Annotated in this window: 12 protein-coding genes and 1 pseudogene; 7 read left to right on the top strand and 6 right to left on the bottom strand. The window is 65.7% G+C overall.

All coding sequences use genetic code 11. From position 1 onward, the window contains the following. Positions 1–681 precede the first annotated feature (681 nt). Together ahcY and QMF22_RS06795 are read right to left on the bottom strand one after the other, a co-directional pair. A complete protein-coding gene (gene ahcY, locus QMF22_RS06800) occupies positions 682–2169 on the bottom strand; it encodes an adenosylhomocysteinase (RefSeq protein WP_283451624.1) in 1488 nt (495 codons plus the stop codon). 105 nt (positions 2170–2274) lie between these two features. Next, the gene (locus QMF22_RS06795) at positions 2275–2499 is read right to left on the bottom strand and encodes a DUF3499 family protein (protein WP_283451622.1); all 225 of its coding nucleotides are present in this window, start codon (positions 2497–2499) and stop codon (positions 2275–2277) included. 44 nt (positions 2500–2543) lie between these two features. On the opposite strand from QMF22_RS06795, the gene QMF22_RS06790 reads away from it, so the two are divergent. Both QMF22_RS06790 and QMF22_RS06785 read left to right on the top strand, forming a co-directional pair. Further along, complete coding sequence (locus QMF22_RS06790) at positions 2544–2990, top strand: metallopeptidase family protein (RefSeq protein WP_283451620.1); 447 nt, start codon at positions 2544–2546, stop codon at positions 2988–2990. A 368-nt stretch (positions 2991–3358) separates the two neighbouring features. Beyond that, a complete protein-coding gene (locus tag QMF22_RS06785) occupies positions 3359–4039 on the top strand; it encodes a hypothetical protein (protein ID WP_283451618.1) in 681 nt (226 codons plus the stop codon). A 231-nt stretch (positions 4040–4270) separates the two neighbouring features. Here the strand turns inward: QMF22_RS06785 and QMF22_RS06780 are convergent, their stop codons facing one another. After that, a complete protein-coding gene (locus tag QMF22_RS06780) occupies positions 4271–5290 on the bottom strand; it encodes a glycerophosphodiester phosphodiesterase family protein (protein WP_283451616.1) in 1020 nt (339 codons plus the stop codon). A gap of 197 nt (positions 5291–5487) precedes the next feature. Between QMF22_RS06780 and QMF22_RS06775 the strand changes: the two genes are divergently transcribed. The 3 genes from QMF22_RS06775 (at position 5488) to QMF22_RS06765 (ending at position 8750) form a co-directional block, all read left to right on the top strand. Then, positions 5488–6471: a carbohydrate ABC transporter permease gene (locus tag QMF22_RS06775; protein ID WP_283451613.1), complete on the top strand. Its 984-nt coding sequence runs from the start codon at positions 5488–5490 to the stop codon at positions 6469–6471. Continuing rightward, positions 6471–7319: a carbohydrate ABC transporter permease gene (locus QMF22_RS06770; RefSeq protein WP_283451611.1), complete on the top strand. Its 849-nt coding sequence runs from the start codon at positions 6471–6473 to the stop codon at positions 7317–7319. Before QMF22_RS06775 ends, QMF22_RS06770 begins: the two co-directional genes overlap by 1 nt. A gap of 78 nt (positions 7320–7397) precedes the next feature. After that, on the top strand, positions 7398–8750 hold the full coding sequence (locus QMF22_RS06765; RefSeq protein WP_283451609.1) for an ABC transporter substrate-binding protein: 1353 nt from the start codon (positions 7398–7400) through the stop codon (positions 8748–8750). Positions 8751–8985: 235 nt separating this feature from the next. On the opposite strand, the gene QMF22_RS06760 is transcribed toward QMF22_RS06765, so the two are convergent. The 3 genes and pseudogenes from QMF22_RS06760 to QMF22_RS06750 form a co-directional block, all read right to left on the bottom strand. After that, positions 8986–11493 (bottom strand): glycosyltransferase, encoded by a 2508-nt coding sequence (locus QMF22_RS06760; RefSeq protein ID WP_283451607.1) that lies wholly within the window; start codon positions 11491–11493, stop codon positions 8986–8988. Continuing rightward, positions 11490–12530: pseudogene (locus QMF22_RS06755) on the bottom strand (glycerophosphodiester phosphodiesterase family protein). The gene QMF22_RS06760 and the pseudogene QMF22_RS06755 overlap by 4 nt, the downstream one beginning before the upstream one ends. 181 nt (positions 12531–12711) lie before the next feature. Beyond that, the gene (locus tag QMF22_RS06750; protein WP_283451605.1) at positions 12712–14103 is read right to left on the bottom strand and encodes a glycosyltransferase 87 family protein; all 1392 of its coding nucleotides are present in this window, start codon (positions 14101–14103) and stop codon (positions 12712–12714) included. A 111-nt stretch (positions 14104–14214) separates the two neighbouring features. Here QMF22_RS06750 and QMF22_RS06745 point away from each other — a divergent pair, with 111 nt between their 5' ends. Together QMF22_RS06745 and QMF22_RS06740 are read left to right on the top strand one after the other, a co-directional pair. After that, entirely contained in the window at positions 14215–15468 is a 1254-nt protein-coding gene (locus QMF22_RS06745; protein ID WP_283451602.1) for a molybdopterin-dependent oxidoreductase, read from the top strand. Further along, positions 15468–15986: a hypothetical protein gene (locus QMF22_RS06740; protein ID WP_283451600.1), complete on the top strand. Its 519-nt coding sequence runs from the start codon at positions 15468–15470 to the stop codon at positions 15984–15986. The genes QMF22_RS06745 and QMF22_RS06740 overlap by 1 nt, the downstream gene beginning before the upstream one ends. Positions 15987–16239: the final 253 nt, after the last annotated feature.

The raw sequence follows: 16239 nt of genomic DNA, 5'->3' as shown, positions 1-16239 counted from the left end.
CTAGAAACGAGATCACACCACGAGGTTTTTGGCATTTGACATTGTGCACGCTGTTGAGTTCTCAAGGATCGGACGCACCCGACTTCAGGCCCTATTCTGGGCTGTCGCTCCGGGGCAACTTGTCTAAGTTACCCACCCAGCCAGTCGCTGTCAAATCCGCCAACCGGGCAATTTCCGGCATACCAAAGCACACCAAAACACTCGGAAAAACACGACTCAACCAGCAACACACACTCGATGGGAGGCTTACTATCCTAGCCCAACTTCGACGCACTTGAAACAAGCACTCTCAGCTGATCTGGCTACGATCTGGTCCCACATGAGGCCGAAAAGCACTGCGGCTTTTCGCACCTTTGGGGTACGTATAGATACATTACGGCCACCACACCCACCCGTCAAAACGCACCCCACCCGGGCGTGTCGAACGCCCGGCACTCGATCCCCCTCCAGGACCCCGGCATCTGCTCCCACCTACTGACCCGAGCGACGAAGCGCATCTCGGGAGACCGGGCCCACCTTACGAAACCGGGACCACGATAGATCATGGGCCCAGTTTCCGGGCCCGGGCCCGGAAAGAAGTGGCGAGCCAAGCATCCGATACCCGCCGCCCAGTCGGACTGCGGGCCCACCCTCTGCACGCCCACGGACGGGACCTGGGGCCTGTCCGCAATGCGGGCGGGGCTAGTAGCGGTAGTGGTCCACCTTGTAGGGGCCCTCGGCGGGAACGCCGATGTAGGCGGACTGCTCGGGGGTCAGTACGGTCAGCTCCACGCCGAGGGCGTCGAGGTGCAGTCGTGCCACCTTCTCGTCCAGCAGCTTGGGCAGCACGTAGACGCCCACCGGGTACTTCTCCGGCGAGACGTAGAGCTCGATCTGCGCGAGCACTTGGTTGGTGAAGGAGTTACTCATCACAAACGAAGGGTGACCGGTGGCATTGCCAAGGTTCATCAGGCGCCCCTCCGACAGCACGAGCACGCTACGTCCGCTCGGGAGGCGCCACTCGTCGACCTGCGGCTTGATCTGCACCTTGACGGCGCCCGGCAGCGACTCGAGGGTGGCCATGTCGATCTCGTTGTCGAAGTGCCCCACGTTCGCGACGATGGCGAGGTGCTTCATCCGCAGCATGTGGTCGACGCCGATGACGTTGAAGTTTCCGGTACCGCTGACGAAGATGTCGACCTGCTCGACGACGGACTCCAGGCGGGCCACCTGAAAACCGTCCATCGCGGCCTGCAGCGCGTTGATCGGATCGATCTCGCTCACGATCACGCGGGCGCCCTGGCCGCGCAGCGCTTCGGCGGCACCCTTGCCGACGTCGCCGTAGCCGGCCACGAACACGACCTTGCCACCGATCAGCACGTCGGTGGCCCGGTTGAGTCCGTCGGGCAGCGAGTGGCGAATGCCGTACTTGTTGTCGAACTTGCTCTTGGTGACCGAGTCGTTCACGTTGATGGCCGGGAAGAGCAGTTCCTTGCTCGCGGCGAGCTCGTAGAGGCGGTGCACCCCCGTCGTCGTTTCTTCGGTGACGCCCATGAGGTCGGCGGCGACCAGGGTCCAGCGGTCGCTCGACTCCGCCAGGGACTTACGAAGGGCGGCGAGAATGACGCCGTATTCGTGGCTGTCACCGGCAGCATCCGCTGGTACGGCACCGGCCAATTCGAATTCGCGACCCTTGTGTACGAGCATGGTGGCGTCGCCACCGTCGTCGAGGATCATGTTCGGGCCGGTCCAACTGGCTCCGGCGGCGGCGGCTTCGTCGCTCCAGTCGAAGATCTGCGAGGTGCACCACCAGTACTCCTCGAGGGTCTCGCCCTTCCAGGCGAACACGGGAACGCCGGCAGGAGCATCCGTTGTGCCGGTGGGGCCAACCGCGATCGCGGCGGCCGCGTCGTCTTGCGTGGAGAAAATGTTGCAGCTGGCCCAGCGCACCTGGGCGCCGAGGGCCACCAGGGTCTCGATCAGCACGGCGGTCTGCACGGTCATGTGCAGGGATCCGGCGATGCGGGCGCCGAGAAGCGGCTTGGTTTCGACGAATTCGGTGCGGAGGGCCATGAGGCCGGGCATCTCGTTCTCGGCCAGGCGCAGCTGGTGGCGCCCAGCCTCGGCGAGCGACAGATCAGCGATTTTGTAGGTGAAGGTGGAGGGCACGGTGGGTGCGGCGACAGTCATGGGGCTATCTTGCCATTTCCGCCTGAAAGACCCGACAATATTTCGCGGGTTCGCAGATGGACCATCGAACAGGGCGGATGCCACTGGCCGGTGATGAGGCCGCTGCTAACGGGCAGCGTCGGGGTCGTCGGCCACGACCCGGTGCTTCATGAGCTGCCAGCCCTGCGGAGCGCTCGTGCGCTCCGCGTGCGCCGAGCAGAGGTCAAAACTGTGCGGTTCTTTGCGGCCGGACAGCGGGCCGAGCACGGCCAGGGACTCCCCATAGTCAAAGGTGAGCGTGGCCACCGAGGGTTCGAGGCAGGCAACGCGAGAACACGGGCGGAATGTCATTGCCTATAAGGGTAGCCGCTCCCGGGCGGCCGTAGGATGGCAGCATGTCCCGATCCCGTCGATCCGCTTCGCCCGAACCGACCGTACGCGGCCGTGGGCGTGACCGGCACGGCCGCGGCATCCGTAGTTCGGCGACCGGTCCGTTTCTGCCGCCGCTGCGCACCCGCATCGACCTGTTCGACATGACGATCGCCTCGACGATCGAGTACTTGCGCGGCGTCTGGCCCGAAGAACTGGGCAAGTCGGTGTTTGAGGTGGCCGCCGGACCGCCCTCCGTCATCCCCGGCGTCGGGGTCGAGCGCTGGAAGGTCACGCCGGAGACGAATCGCGTAGTGTTCTACCGCCTGCCGATTCAGCGCCTGTCGCGCCTGCACGAGAACGATGAGATGCACCAGCGCATGATGATCGAGACCTGTGTGTTTCGCGGCGTCGCCGAGCTGCTCGGTCAGGACCCCTGGGATCTCGCGCCGGACCGTTTCCGGCACTTCTAGACCGCCGAGCCGGCATCCGGCGAGCGCCGCCGCAGAGAAGCGTCGACCACCGGGCGTCGCGGCACGTGTTTGAGAAGTTGGCACGTGTTCACACCAGTGCCAACTTCCTCACCACGTGCCACGAGCAAAATGCGGGCGGGTCGACCGGCTGCGGGCATCCGCTTCCCTGATGCCCGCTGATCCCTTGCCACGACTGGGATCGGAGCCCGCGAGCGGGCCGTGAAGCGCGCCCGCTTGTCTGAACGTTTGCTGAATTGGGTAACAGAACGGTAACGGATTGGGGCATTTCCAAACCATTTCGGGGGTGGAACCGAACACCATGCAGACCCCAACACCACCTGCTCGATCTACAGAAAAGGATTCATCCCATGCGTACATTCACCAAGGCCACCATCGGTTTCGCGTCTGCTGGAATTCTCATCGCCGGCCTCGCTGGCTGCTCGACCGCCGCTACCACGAGCACCCCGGCGCCTGCCGCCAGCTCGTCCAGCTCGGCCGAAGCGACGCCGACGCCGCTCGCCTCGATCCCCAGCCTCTCCGGTGTCGACACCGCCGTGCTGCTCGACGCCGACTTCGCCGCCGCCCTGACAAGCCTCGGCCTCGCCGCCGGAACCGTCGGAACGGCCACCCTCGAGGACGGCAGCCTGCACTTCCCGATCACCGGCGGCAACGTGGACTACTACGACCCGGCCGAGAGCTACCGCCCGTTCGTTCAGGGCTCCATTGAGCACGAAGGTTCCGGCTTCTCGCTGACCGCCGGCGACACCGTCGTCGAGCTGACCAACTTCACCATCGACCCGGGCACCTCCGAGCTCTTCGGCGACGTCACGGTCAACGGCGCCTCCGCCGCGACCCAGGCTCTGCTGTTCAACCTCTACGGCGGAACGCTTGAGCCCCTCAAGATGGACGGCGACAACGCCATCCTCACCGGCACCACGGTGCACATCTCCTCCGTCGCCGCCGGTCTGCTGAACGACACGTTCAAGACCGACGCCGTCGCTGACCAGCTGCTCGTTGGTATCGCGACGATCACCGCCGCGACCAAGTAGTCAGGCCGCTCTCCACAAGAGAGTCAGCTTCACAGCACGAATCGGGGCTCGCCACACGGCGGGCCCCGATTTTTGCGTGCCCGGGCGATTCGTCACACGGGAGGTGCGCGCGCGGCGGGCTCGTGGCACGTCGTGGAGAAGTCGGCACGTGTTCAAACCGGTGCCAACTTCTCAACCGCGTGCCACGGCAGGACTTGGTGGCGGGACTGCGCGGCGCATCCGCGGGGCGCGTCAAACGGATGCCGCCACCCGGCTACGCAGGTCGTCGCGCACGGTCACGGCGAGGTCGGGGTGGTCGACGAAGACCCCGTCGATGCCGCTGCCCATGACCGCGGCGAACTCGCCGCGCCAGTGGCCGAAGCTGGCGGCCTGATCACCGCGGCGATGCGGCGCGGTGAGGAAGGCGTTCTCGGGGCGCAGCGTCCAGCAGAGGATGTCCAACCCGGCCGCGTGGGCGTCGGCAACGAGAGACGAGACGACCAACTCGCCGGCGGCATCCGCCTGAACGATCAGGGATTTGTCAACGCTGATGCCGTCGACATCGAGGGCGGCGAGGCCGCTGCCGGTGAGGTAGTCCGAGTAGTACGGGGCTGCGGCGCCCAGTTCGACGATTTTGTCGAGCGGCTGGCCGTCCGGGGCGATCAGAAACACGCTTCGAGCGCTGACGCCGCGCGCCGCGAGCTGCTCGAGCACGGTCGGTTCGAAGCTCTCGATGATGAGGCGTTCGTCGTCGTCGTTCCAGCCGGCCGCGCGCACCTCGGCGGCGAACAATTCGTCGAGCGGCAGGCCGATCGACTCGAAATAGGCCGCGTTCTTGATTTCGGCGACCATGACCAGGGTGCGCCGACAGGTGTTGGAGGCCCCGTCGATGAGGTGGAACAGGTCGCTCAGCCGCAGGATCGGATACTGGTCGTCGTGCTGGGCGCTCGTCGGGCGCAGGTGGGCGAGGCGTTCTCGGGCGCGCAGGGTAGCCAGTTCGGCCCAGGTGAAGTCCTCGGTGAACCACCCGGTGAGGGTGTGGCCGGCGAACTCCTTGGTCGTGCGGCGGCCGGCGAATTCGGTGCGGGAGGCGACATCCGTTGTGGCGGAGATCTCGTTCTCGTGGCGCAGCACCAAGACGCCGTCGCGGGTGGCGACGATGTCGGGCTCGACGGCGTCGGCTCCTTGCGTGAAGGCGAGGTCGTAGGCGGAAGCGGTGTGTTCGGGGCGGTAGCCGCTGGCTCCGCGGTGACCGATGACAAGAGGGGGCATTTGCACACCGTAACGGTGCCGGGTGACGTCGATAGCCGCTCAGGTGAACACCCGCTGAAGCTTCGACGCGGTTCAGGCGAACGACTCGCGAAGAGTGCGCGCAAACAATCAGAATGGCCGATCAGCGGCACGGGCGCTCCCTAACCTGACAGAGTCCGCTGCTTGGCCGACGGTATTTTTCAGGGAGATTTCAGCGTATGCCCACCATCGTGGACCTGCACCGCAGCACCGATTCAGCGGTGGCGGTATCGGTTTCGACCGGCGTCGTCTCGCCCGTGACGCCGCGTACTTTCACGCCGCGTAAGAAGAAGAAGCCGTGGAAGTCGTGGCTGCTGTTTCTGCTGTTCGCCGGACCGAATGTGGCGCTGCTCATCGTCTTCACCTACAAACCGCTGGTGCAGTCGCTCTATTATTCGACGCTGCAGTGGAACCTCGGCTCGGCATCGGCAATACCCGTGGGGCTCGGCAACTACGTGACCTGGTTCAACGACCCCGGCACCGTTCGCGTCGTCACGGTCACCCTGATCTTCACAATCGCGACCGTCGGCGGCGGCATGGTGATCGGCCTGTTGTTCGCCGTGCTCCTCAACCGCAAACTGCACGGTCGCGGCGCCGCCCGCACCATTGTGGTCGCACCGTACGTACTGTCCGGGGTAGCGGTCGGGCTGCTCTGGCTGTTCGTGTTCGACCCGAATTTCGGCATCACCGCGGCGCTGCTCGACGCGATCGGCCTGGCCTCACCGCCCTGGTACAACGATCCGCACTGGGCGCTGGTCATGGTCATCATCGTCTACCTGTGGAAAAACGTCGGCTACGTCGCCCTCATCTACCTGGCGGCGTTGCAGTCGGTGCCCCGCGACCTGCTCGAGGCTGCTGCGCTCGACGGCGCCTCGCCGGTGCGCGCGTTTCGCAACATCGTGCTGCCGCTGCTCGGCCCGACGACCTTCTTTCTGTCGATCACCACCCTGCTGAGCTCGCTGCAGTCGTTCGACATCATTCAGGCGATGACCAAGGGCGGACCGCTCGAGGGCACCACCACGATGATGTACCAGATCTACCAGGAAGGCTTTCAGGCCGGTCGGGCCGGGTATTCCTCCGCCGTCGCGACGATTCTGTTCGCCGTGCTGCTCGTGGTCACGCTGATTCAAATGAAGTACGTCGAGAAACGAGTGCACTACTAATGGCTACCCAGACAAGGACGGCGCGCCGCCGCAAACCGCTGCAGCTCGGCGGCTACCTCGGCCTGATCGTGGCCATCGCGATCATGATTCTGCCGCTGGCCTGGATGTTTCTGGCCGGGTTCAAGGAACGCGACGAGATCTACACCGTGCCGATTCAGTGGCTGCCGGAGGCCTACGACCTCTCGAACTATGCGGCCGCCCTGGCCGCCGTGCCGTTTGGGAACTTCTTTCTCAACAGCACCATCACCACCGTGATCGGCGCCGGCCTCAAGATGCTGCTCGGCCTGACCACCGCCTACGCCGTCGTCTTTCTCGACTTTCCGTTCAAGAAGTTCGTCTTCGGGCTGGTGATCTTCGCCCTGCTGGTGCCGCAGCAGATCGTCATGATCCCGAACTTCACCCTCGTTGCCTCACTCGGCTGGATCAACACCTACCAAGGCATCATCGTTCCAGGACTGGCCAGCGCGTTTGGCACCTTTCTGTTTCGCCAGCATTTTCTGACCCTGCCGATCAGCATTCTCGAAGCGGCCGCGCTCGACGGCGCGAGCCACTGGACGCGCCTCTGGCGGTTCATCGTGCCGATCAGTGCGCCGACCATCGCCGCCGTCGCCCTGGTCTCGATCGTCTCCGAGTGGAACGAATACCTCTGGCCGCTGCTCGTCGTCGACCGTTCCGACATGATGACGCTGCCGGTGGGCCTGACCCTGCTGCAGAACAATGACGGCGTCACGAACTGGGGCGTGCTGATGGCCGGCACCGTGCTGGTCACCGTGCCCGTGCTCATCGCGTTCTTTGCGCTGCAGAAACGCATCATCGCCGGACTGACCGCCGGCGGCGTCACCGGCTGATCTGCGGGCATCCGTCTTCTTGGAGCGGATGCCGCCCCTCATTTTTTCGCTTGTGCCCACCCCTACAAGGAGAGTCCTATGACCGCGACACCCACGTTCACCATCAACCGCCGGCAAATTCTGAAGCTCGCCGCGGTTTTCGGTGCCACCGCCACTCTCGCCGCGTGCAGCGGGCCCTCGCTCGGAGCGGGTGCCGGAGCTGCTGAGGCTGCGGTGACGGACTGGACCGGTATCACGCCGGCCAAGGAGATCACCTGGTGGAGCAACCACCCGGGCACCTCGAAGCTGATCGAGGAAGAGATCATCAAGCGCTTCCAGGCCGAGAACCCCGAAATCACGGTGAACCTGGTCACAGCCGGCGCCAACTATGACGAGATCGCGCAGAAGTTTCAGGCGGCCTCTGGCACGAACAGCGTGCCCGACCTCGTACTGGCGAGCGACGTGTGGTGGTTCCGGTACATGATCAACGGGCAGGTTCTGCCGCTGGACGACCTCGCCAAGCACCTCGAGTTCGACACCGCCGATTTCAACACGACCCTGTACGACGACTACACCTTCACCGGCAACCACTGGGCCATCCCGTACGCCCGCTCCACCCCGCTGTTCTACTACAACAAGGCGGTCTGGGCCAAAGCCGGGCTGCCCGACCGGGCGCCCAAGACCTGGGCCGAATTCGACGAGTGGGCTCCGAAGATCGCGGCCGACGGCGGCGTCACCCCGCTCGGTCTCGGCAAGGGCGCATCCTGGGCGGCGTGGTGGTTCTGCAACATGCTGTGGGGCCAGGGCGGCGCCTACTCCGACGAGTGGACGATGACGCTCGACACCCCCGAAGCGATCGCAGCGGCGGACTACCTGCAGTCGCTGATCTACGAGCGCAAGGTCGCTACCGTGGCCGCGGTCGACCAGGTCGCCGACTTCGGTGCCGGCCTGACCGGATGCATCATGGGATCGACCGGTTCGCTCACCGGCATTCTGAAGGCCGCAACGTTTGAGGTCGGCACCGGCTTCCTGCCGGAGGGACCGGAAGGGCAGGCCTGCCCGACCGGCGGAACCGGCGTCGCGATCGCCGCCGACCGCACGCCGGAGCAGCAGCTGGCCGCGGGAATGTTCTTGAAGTTCTTGACGAACTCCGAGAACACCGCGTACTTCTCCTCGAATACGGGATACATGCCGGTGCGCACCTCTGCCCGCGATGGCGAGACCATGACCAAGGTCTACGCCGAGTTCCCGCAGTTTCGTACCGCCGTCGACCAGCTCGAGACGACTCGCTCGCAGGACTGGGGTCGCGTGTTCGTGCCGAACGGCGACAAGGAGCTCACCACCGCGCTCGAGAAGATCATGCTGCAGCAGGCCGACCCCGCCGAGGCCTTCGCCGTGGCGAGCACGGCGATCGCGACCTCGTTCGACGAGAACGTGAGCGCGTACCTGTAGTTCTGGGTGCAGGAGAGCGGGCTCGCCGGATGGCGAGCCCGCTTTTGCGTGTCCGGCCGGCTCGGTGCGCGGATGCGAGCCGAGCCGCGGCATCCGCTGGCCGAGGTGTGAGTTTAGGGTCGTGGGATTCGCCGAGCCGTGATTCTCGACGCAATTTCGGTCGATTTCGGGCTGGAACTCAGCGGTCGGCGACTGAACCTCACGGGTCGGCGAGGCCGAACGGGATTGGAGGCAGTCAGCGACGCAGGGCGCGCTCGGCGGCCGTGACCTGTGCGAGCTCCAGGTCGAGGTCGAACTCGATGTCCGGTACTGGCACCCCGATTGCCCGATAGAAGTCGGTGACCGCCCGGCGACCATAGGCCTCATGGTCAAAGTGAGTTGCGACGACATCACCGCGTAGGAATGCGGTGAGGCCGGCCGCGAGTCCAGCGTCGGTTTGCGGCACGACGATACCGGTGGCGTCCGGACGAGCATCATGAACGGATGCGAAAGCGACCGTCACGACCGGACGGTTCAGTACCAGCGCCTCCAGAATCACCATCGGTGCGCCCTCGTAGTCACTGGACAGCACGAAACAGTCCGCCGCGGCGAGCACGGGGTAAGGATTGGCGAGCGCTCCGGTGAGGGTGACAGAGGACGACAGATTCAGGTCGAGGATCAGGGCGGTAAGGTCGGCTTGGAGCGGACCCGCACCGACGATGAGCAGCCGAGTGAGCGGGTTGCGGGCGTGCACGAGCGCGAACGCCCGAATCAGGCGGGCCTGGTTCTTCTCCGGGGACAGTCGCCCGATGGTGACGAAGGTGGTCAGGTCAACCGTTTCCACGTCGGTGGCGGGCATCTCGGGCGCCGGCTCGGCGGCGCCACGCAGAATACGTTCGACGTCAACGCTGTTGTGCGCGACGGTGAACTTCGAGCGCGGCGCATAGGCTGCCAGCGCCTCGGAGTTGATCTCGGCGAGCGCCGGCGACACGGAGACCAGGCTGTCGTAGCGATCGTAGCGGGCGAAGGTGTCGGTGAGGCCGCGCAGCATCCGCTTGGCACCGCCGATGCTGCGGTGGGCGTCGGCGGCGAGGTCGTTGTGCAGCCAGATCGAGCGCTCGGCGGGCGGCGAGTGCAGCAGCAGTTCAGCCCAGAACGGGCCGTAGCCGCTGAAGTCGACGACGTGGTCGAAGCGGCTGCCGCCGAAGCAGCGGGTGAACTCGGCCGTGAACGCGGCGGACGAAGCGCCCTTTCGGCGGCGGGCGAGTCGCTGCCTGAATCCGCCATTCATGCCGCCGATGCGGGCGAACTGTCGCACCCGCGGGTCGATCAGGCGCTGGTTGGCGCGGCGCGCTGGCGCTGAACTCTTCGCAAAGGCGACCGAGACGTCGAACCGGTCATGGTCGATTGCCGCCAGCAGGCCCAGGGCTGCGGAGGTGATGCCGTTCGGCTTCATACCGCCGAGATAGATGAGCATCGAGGTGCGGGCGGGAGCGGGCGACTCGTGCAGCAGCGGGCCCGGATCGGCTCCGCGAAAGACGACGTCGATCACCCGAGCACTGGCTGCACCATCGTCCTGGCCGACATAGTCGTGCTGGGCGATGCGATAGCGCTCGGTGAAGGCTGGCAGCCGGCCGTGATCGGCGACCTGGCCGATGACCGCGGCAACCTCCGCAGTGGTGCGGCACACCGGTCCGGGCAGCTCGGCCGGATTCAGGTAGAGTCCACGGTTCTGCTGGAAGTCTGCGAGGTCGGGAGTGAAGAACACGATCGGCAGGCCGGTCGCCAGAAAGTCGAAGAAGATGCTCGAATAGTCGGTGACCAGGATGCCGGCGAGCCCGAGCACGACGTTGGTCGGCAGGTCGTTCGGAACCAGCATGCGGACGAGGTCCGCGCGGCGGGCGGCCAGCGCGTGCACAGCCTGGTGGGTTTTCAGCAGCACGATGTAGCGGCTGGTGTCGATTCCAGCTTCGATCTGCCGCACCCGGTGGAGCAGGGCGTCAAGGTCGTCGTCGGGGTGCGCGAACGAGGCACCCTTCCAGGTGGGGGCGTAGAGCACGATCTCCCGGCCCCCGGGGTTCAGCTGCGCGAGCCGGGAGCGGGCGCTGTGCGATTCCGCTGCGGAGAGGGTCTGCCGGTCGATGCGCGGGTAGCCGGCCAGCAGCATCCGTCCCTGAAATATGCCGTCGAGCTTGTAGGCGCGCTCGAACATCTGACGGGCCATGAACGGGTTGGCGGCGAGCAGGTAGTCGGCGCTGACAAAGTTGCGCACGATATTGGCGGTGCCGAACGCGCCGTCAACAATGTCGTATCCCATGCGTTTGAGCGGGGTTCCGTGCCAGGTGTTCAGGTAGATCTGACCGGGGCGTTTGGAGAATTGCGGCGGAAAAGTCGCGTTGCTGATCAGGAAGCGACTCGTGGCGAGCGCCCGATAGTAGGCGGGCGAGCCGGTTTTCACGAAGCGCACCGTGCGATCGCGGCGAAACTCTCGGCGGGCAGTGCACGGATTCTTCAGCGCCCAGATATGCCGCAAATGAGCCTGATCGGGGGTAATACGTAGCTGTCGGAACAGGGCTTCGGGGTTGCAGAGCAGGCCGGACCCGTTGAACGCCTCATACAGCACCGCGTGCGGGTTGATCGGGCGGGAGCGCCAGTAGGCATGGGCCTCATACCGCAGAGCACGACGGATGCGCCCGGTCGCTCTGGCTAGGCGACGGCGCGACTGCGCGAACACGGTGGCGAGGAGCCGAGCGATCAGGCTCACAGCGCGGGGTAGGCGGTCGGGAGGGTGAGGCCGCGCTCGGTCAGCACGGCGCGCAGTCGGGTGGGATAGTCGGTGATAATGCCGTCGACTCCCAGGTCGATGAGGGTGTGCATGAGCGCGGTCTCGCTGACCGTCCAGGGGATGACGGGCAGTCCGGCGGAGTGCGCATCGGCCACGAGCTCGGGCGTGACCGTCTTGAAAGTCGGCGAGAGGGTGTCGTAGCCTGCGGCGGCAGCAGCGCGGGCGACGGATCCGTCGTAGTCGTCGATGTCGATGCCGCCCAGATGCACGCTCGCCCCGGGCCGGCCCACTTCGAGCCAGTCGTCGTCCTGGGCGAGGGCGGCGAGCCGCAGCTCGGGGGCGATTTCACGCACGAGGTTGAGGGACGCCCAGTCGAAGCTCTGCACCGTCACCCGGTCGGCGCGGCCGGAGGCGTCGATCTCGGCGACGACGGCGCGGGTGAGCGCCTTCATTTCGTCGGCGCCCGAGGGGCCGGGGGTCTCGATCTAGGTCTCGATGTTGAGCTGCACGGTGTCGGCTTGGTAAACGTCGACGAGCGCGAACAAGTCGGCGAGTTCGGCAATAATGTTTCCCGGCACGTTCTGCTGCTCCGGGTAGCCCGGAAGCTGCTGGTAGCCGCAATCGAGCGTTTGAATCTGCTCCAGGGTCAACTCGCGCACCCGGCTGCCGGCGTAGGGAAATTGCGGGTCGCCGCGGAAGGCGGCATCCCTGTCGCGGCACTTGGTCGCTGTGAGCACGTCGTCGTGCCAGACCACGATGGCGTCGTCGGCCGTGAGGTGGGTGTCGAGCTCGAGGGTGCTGACGCCCAATTCGAGCGAGGCGGCAAAGGCGGCGAGGCTCTCTTCGGTGTGTTCGCCGCGCCCGCCGCGGTGGGATTGCAGGTCGAACGGTGCGAGTGGTGTCGCACGGGGTGTCTGCGCGGCCGGCGCCGGCTCCCCCTGCGCGGCCGCCACAACACCACCGACCAGAACGGTGCTGAGGGCGGCAGCCGCCGCGATGATCAGAATCTTGCGCATCCGGCACTCTTTCGTGGATCGAAGCGCGCCGACGGGCGTGCATCTGCTCACGTTAAGGAACCGAGGTGGACGGCATCCGTTTCGCAGCTGTCAGGCGTATGAACTCTGTGTTACACGTAGGCTGCCCGGCTCTCGGCACTGGTTCGTGCAGTGGGCACGCGGTGGTGCGGGCGCCCGAACTCTAGCGAGCGCCGTGAACGGTGGTCAGGCGGGCTGGCAGCATCCGCTTGAGCGCACCCGGGCCGGCGCGGCGCAGCGAGACGGCCACGATCACGATGACCGCGACCGCGATCGACACCTGGGTGACAAGTGGGTTCGGCAGGAGCAACCGCAGGGTGAGCGCCATCGGCACGAGCAGCCATTCCCAGCGGCCACTGAGCGCCACGAACGGTAGCAGCAACAACGCATACCAGGGGTAGCGGGGGCTGAGCACGAGCAGGGTCGCGCCGATCATCACGAGCTGGCCGACCCAGGGCCGGTTCTGGTCGGTCTTGATGATAACGAGACCGGCGACGATCGCCAGAATAACACCGGCGACGATCACAGCGGATGCCCCCGGCGCGACCAGAGACACCAGTGCGAACCGCGATCCGTCCTGGTAACCCTCTTCGGTGAGGTAGCCGGGCAGGTAGCCGAGCACGCCGATTCCGGTGGCCAGCACATAGGGCAGGTACAGCAGAGCGAAACTCAGAACGGATGCCACCACCATGCGCCACCCGCCCCGTTTCAGCAGCGCCGGCGCCGCCAGCACGGGGATGAGTTTGGTGCCGATCGCGATTCCGAGCATGATGCCGCCGCGCCAGACTTTCTTGCTCGAGACCAGGAACACGACCGCGACCACGAAAATGACGCCGAGCATGTCGACGTGCGAGTTGGTGATGGCTTCGGTCGCCACGAGCGGACACCAGGCCCACAGGGCCGCGTTTCTCTGATCGAGGCCACGGCGGCGCATGCCGATCAGCAGCATGACGCTGGTGCCGAGGCTCAGCACCAGGCCGGCGAGCTGCAGCGGCCAGTATTCCGGCCCCGGTCCGGTGAGAAAACGCACGCCGGCGAAAAAGATCTCGCTGGCCGGCGGGTAGATCGTGGGTACGGCGGTGCGGTTGAGTGCCGAGCACAGCAGGTCACCGTCGGTCGTGCGGGCGCGCACGATGCGTTCGCCGTCGCAGACTTCTTTGCCCGCGGCGTTGGTCTGGGGTGCGGGGAAGAGCCAGTCGGGTCTGAGAGAATCGAGGCGGGCATCCGCTGGGGTGAAGGCGTAGGGGCTGATGCCGTTGGTTTGGACGATGCCGTCCCAGGCGTAGCGGGCCGAGTCGGTGCTCGTGTTCGGTGGGCCGACCATGGCTGCGCCACCGATCAGGGCGGAACCGGCGAGGATCAGCGCAACGACCGCTTTGCCCCGGACGCGGCGCAACAGCCAGAAGGCGAGGCCGAAGAGCAGCCAGAGCGCGCTCGTGACCAGCACGAGCTGCACCTCATCGCGGTCGGGGTTGAACAGGTCGAATGTGAGCACGCTGAACGCGGTGAGGGCAGCGCTGAGTACCAGCAGGGCAGCGATGATCGTTATGCGCACGCTTCAGTCTGTCTCATGGGTCGTGACTTTTGCGGGCCCATTCACCCATGCACCCGCACATCGTAAGGAATTTTCTGCCGTCTGGGCGCGGTCTGGTGGTGCAATAGAAGTATGAGGCGATTGATGTACGAGGCCCAGCGAGCGCTGGCGTCGCCGGTGCGCAATCCGCGCATGGCGACCGTGATCGGCCGGCTACTCGGCGCCGCCTTTCTGATCTGCTTCGGCACCGGCCTGTACAGCCACTTTCTACAGGAACCGCTCGACTGGATGCGCTTTGCGACCCGGCCGGAATTTCTCTACCAGGTCACCCAAGGCACCCACATCATCACCGGCATCGCCTGCTTTCCGCTGCTGCTGGCCAAGTTGTACATCGTTTTTCCCGACCTGTTCGCGTATCCCCCGGTCCGCGGCTTCGTGCATTTTCTCGAGCGCGCGTCGATCGCCCTGTTCGTGGGAGCCTCGCTCGTGCAGATCACAATCGGGCTGCTCAATACCTACCAGTGGTATCCGTGGCCGTTTCCGTTTCGGCAGGTACATTTCGCTCTGGGCTGGGTGCTGATCGGGCTGTTGATCATCCACATCGCGGTCAAGCTGCCGGTGATCACGCGGTACTGGAGCAAATCTTTAGACGAGCCCGATCACCTTTCCGATGCGGTGTCTGGTGACCGCGGTTCCGATGCCGAGGCCGTGCGCCTGTGGGGCACGACTCGCCCCAATGGTGTGACCGGGCGTGTGCTCGACTACATCGACGCGACGCCGCGCACTGCTTCGAGGGTCAGTCGGCGCGGTTTTCTCACCACTGTCGGTGTGGCCACCACCGCCGTCGTCGGGCTCACCGCCGGGCAGACCTTCACGCCGCTGAACGCGGTCAACCTGTTCGGGCCGCGCAAAAAGGGCGTCGGCCAGCAGGGAGTTCCGGTGAACCGCACGAGCGAACAGGCCAAGGTAGCCGATGCCGCCATGGCCCCAGCATGGACCCTCACGCTCGCGGTCTCCGGCACCGAGCGCTCGTTCACCCGGGACGAGCTGCTCGCGCTGCCGCAGACGTCCGTGCGACTGCCGATCGCCTGTGTGGAGGGCTGGAGTCAGATGGCTTCGTGGCGCGGCGTGCGGTTGCGTGACCTCGCCGATCTGATGAGCGCCGACCCGGACACGTCGTTTCGCCTGATCAGCCTCGAAGAACGCGGCAGTTTCAGCAAGACCCAGATCGGGCGCGAGTATGTGCGCGACCCGCTCACACTGGTAGCGCTCGAGCTGAACGGCGAGACGCTCGACCTCGAGCACGGGTATCCGGCGCGAATGATCGCGCCTGGTCGGCCCGGTGTGTTGCAGACCAAATGGCTGAGCAGAATCGAGGCGATCTGATGACGTCGTTGATGGGCGGCTTGAATCCGCCGCCGGCTGGAATCGAGGCGTCGACGGGTCAACGGATGCGCAGCATCCGTTTGGTGCTGGTGGGTGTTGGCGTGCTGATGCTGGCCTGGGGCGCGTTCGTGATGTTCGATTCGGTGCGGCTGACCCGCATTCCCGGAGTGGCGCTGTGGATTGCGGCGGCGATCGTGCTGCACGATGCGATTCTGGCTCCGATCGTGTTTGCGTTCGGAATCGCGCTGCGACGGGTCGGACGCCGGGCGACGGGAACGATCATTGCGATCGTGGAGGGCGGGATTGTCGTGGGGTCTGTGGTCTCGCTGGTCGCGGTGCCGCTGATTGTGGCGAAGAACTTCGCGCCGGCGAATCCGACCGTGCTGCCGCTGAATTACGGGCTCAATTTGGGGATCTTCTGGCTGGTTCTCGCGGTGGTGACCGTGGGGCTGTCGGTGTGGGCGTTTCTGCGCGGGCGACGACCGGACGTGGGTTTTCCGGACGACTCTGGGCGGTGAAGTCGGGGCGCGTCGAGGTGAGAGGCGGCCCGTTTTTCAGAGGCGACGCGCTGCCCCGAGGCGACCCGCGTCGGCGACACGGCATCCGCTCTCGCTCAGACATTGAGGTGTTCACAGGACCTGCGCGAAAAGCGTGCGTAGGTCCTGTGAACTCCTCTAGACTCGCAACCCCGCGAATACCGTGCCGCCGCCGCTTCATTAGTGCTGGCCCTATTGCTCTCGAGTTGTGGAGCCCCCGGGCCCAGCTTGGGGA

The sequence above is a fragment of the Cryobacterium sp. PH31-L1 genome (assembly GCF_030063145.1).
In the GTDB taxonomy this organism is placed as follows: Bacteria; Actinomycetota; Actinomycetes; order Actinomycetales; family Microbacteriaceae; genus Cryobacterium.
The sequence above is the reverse complement of the archived record's forward strand: the minus strand, read 5'-3'. Positions and strand labels throughout refer to the sequence as shown.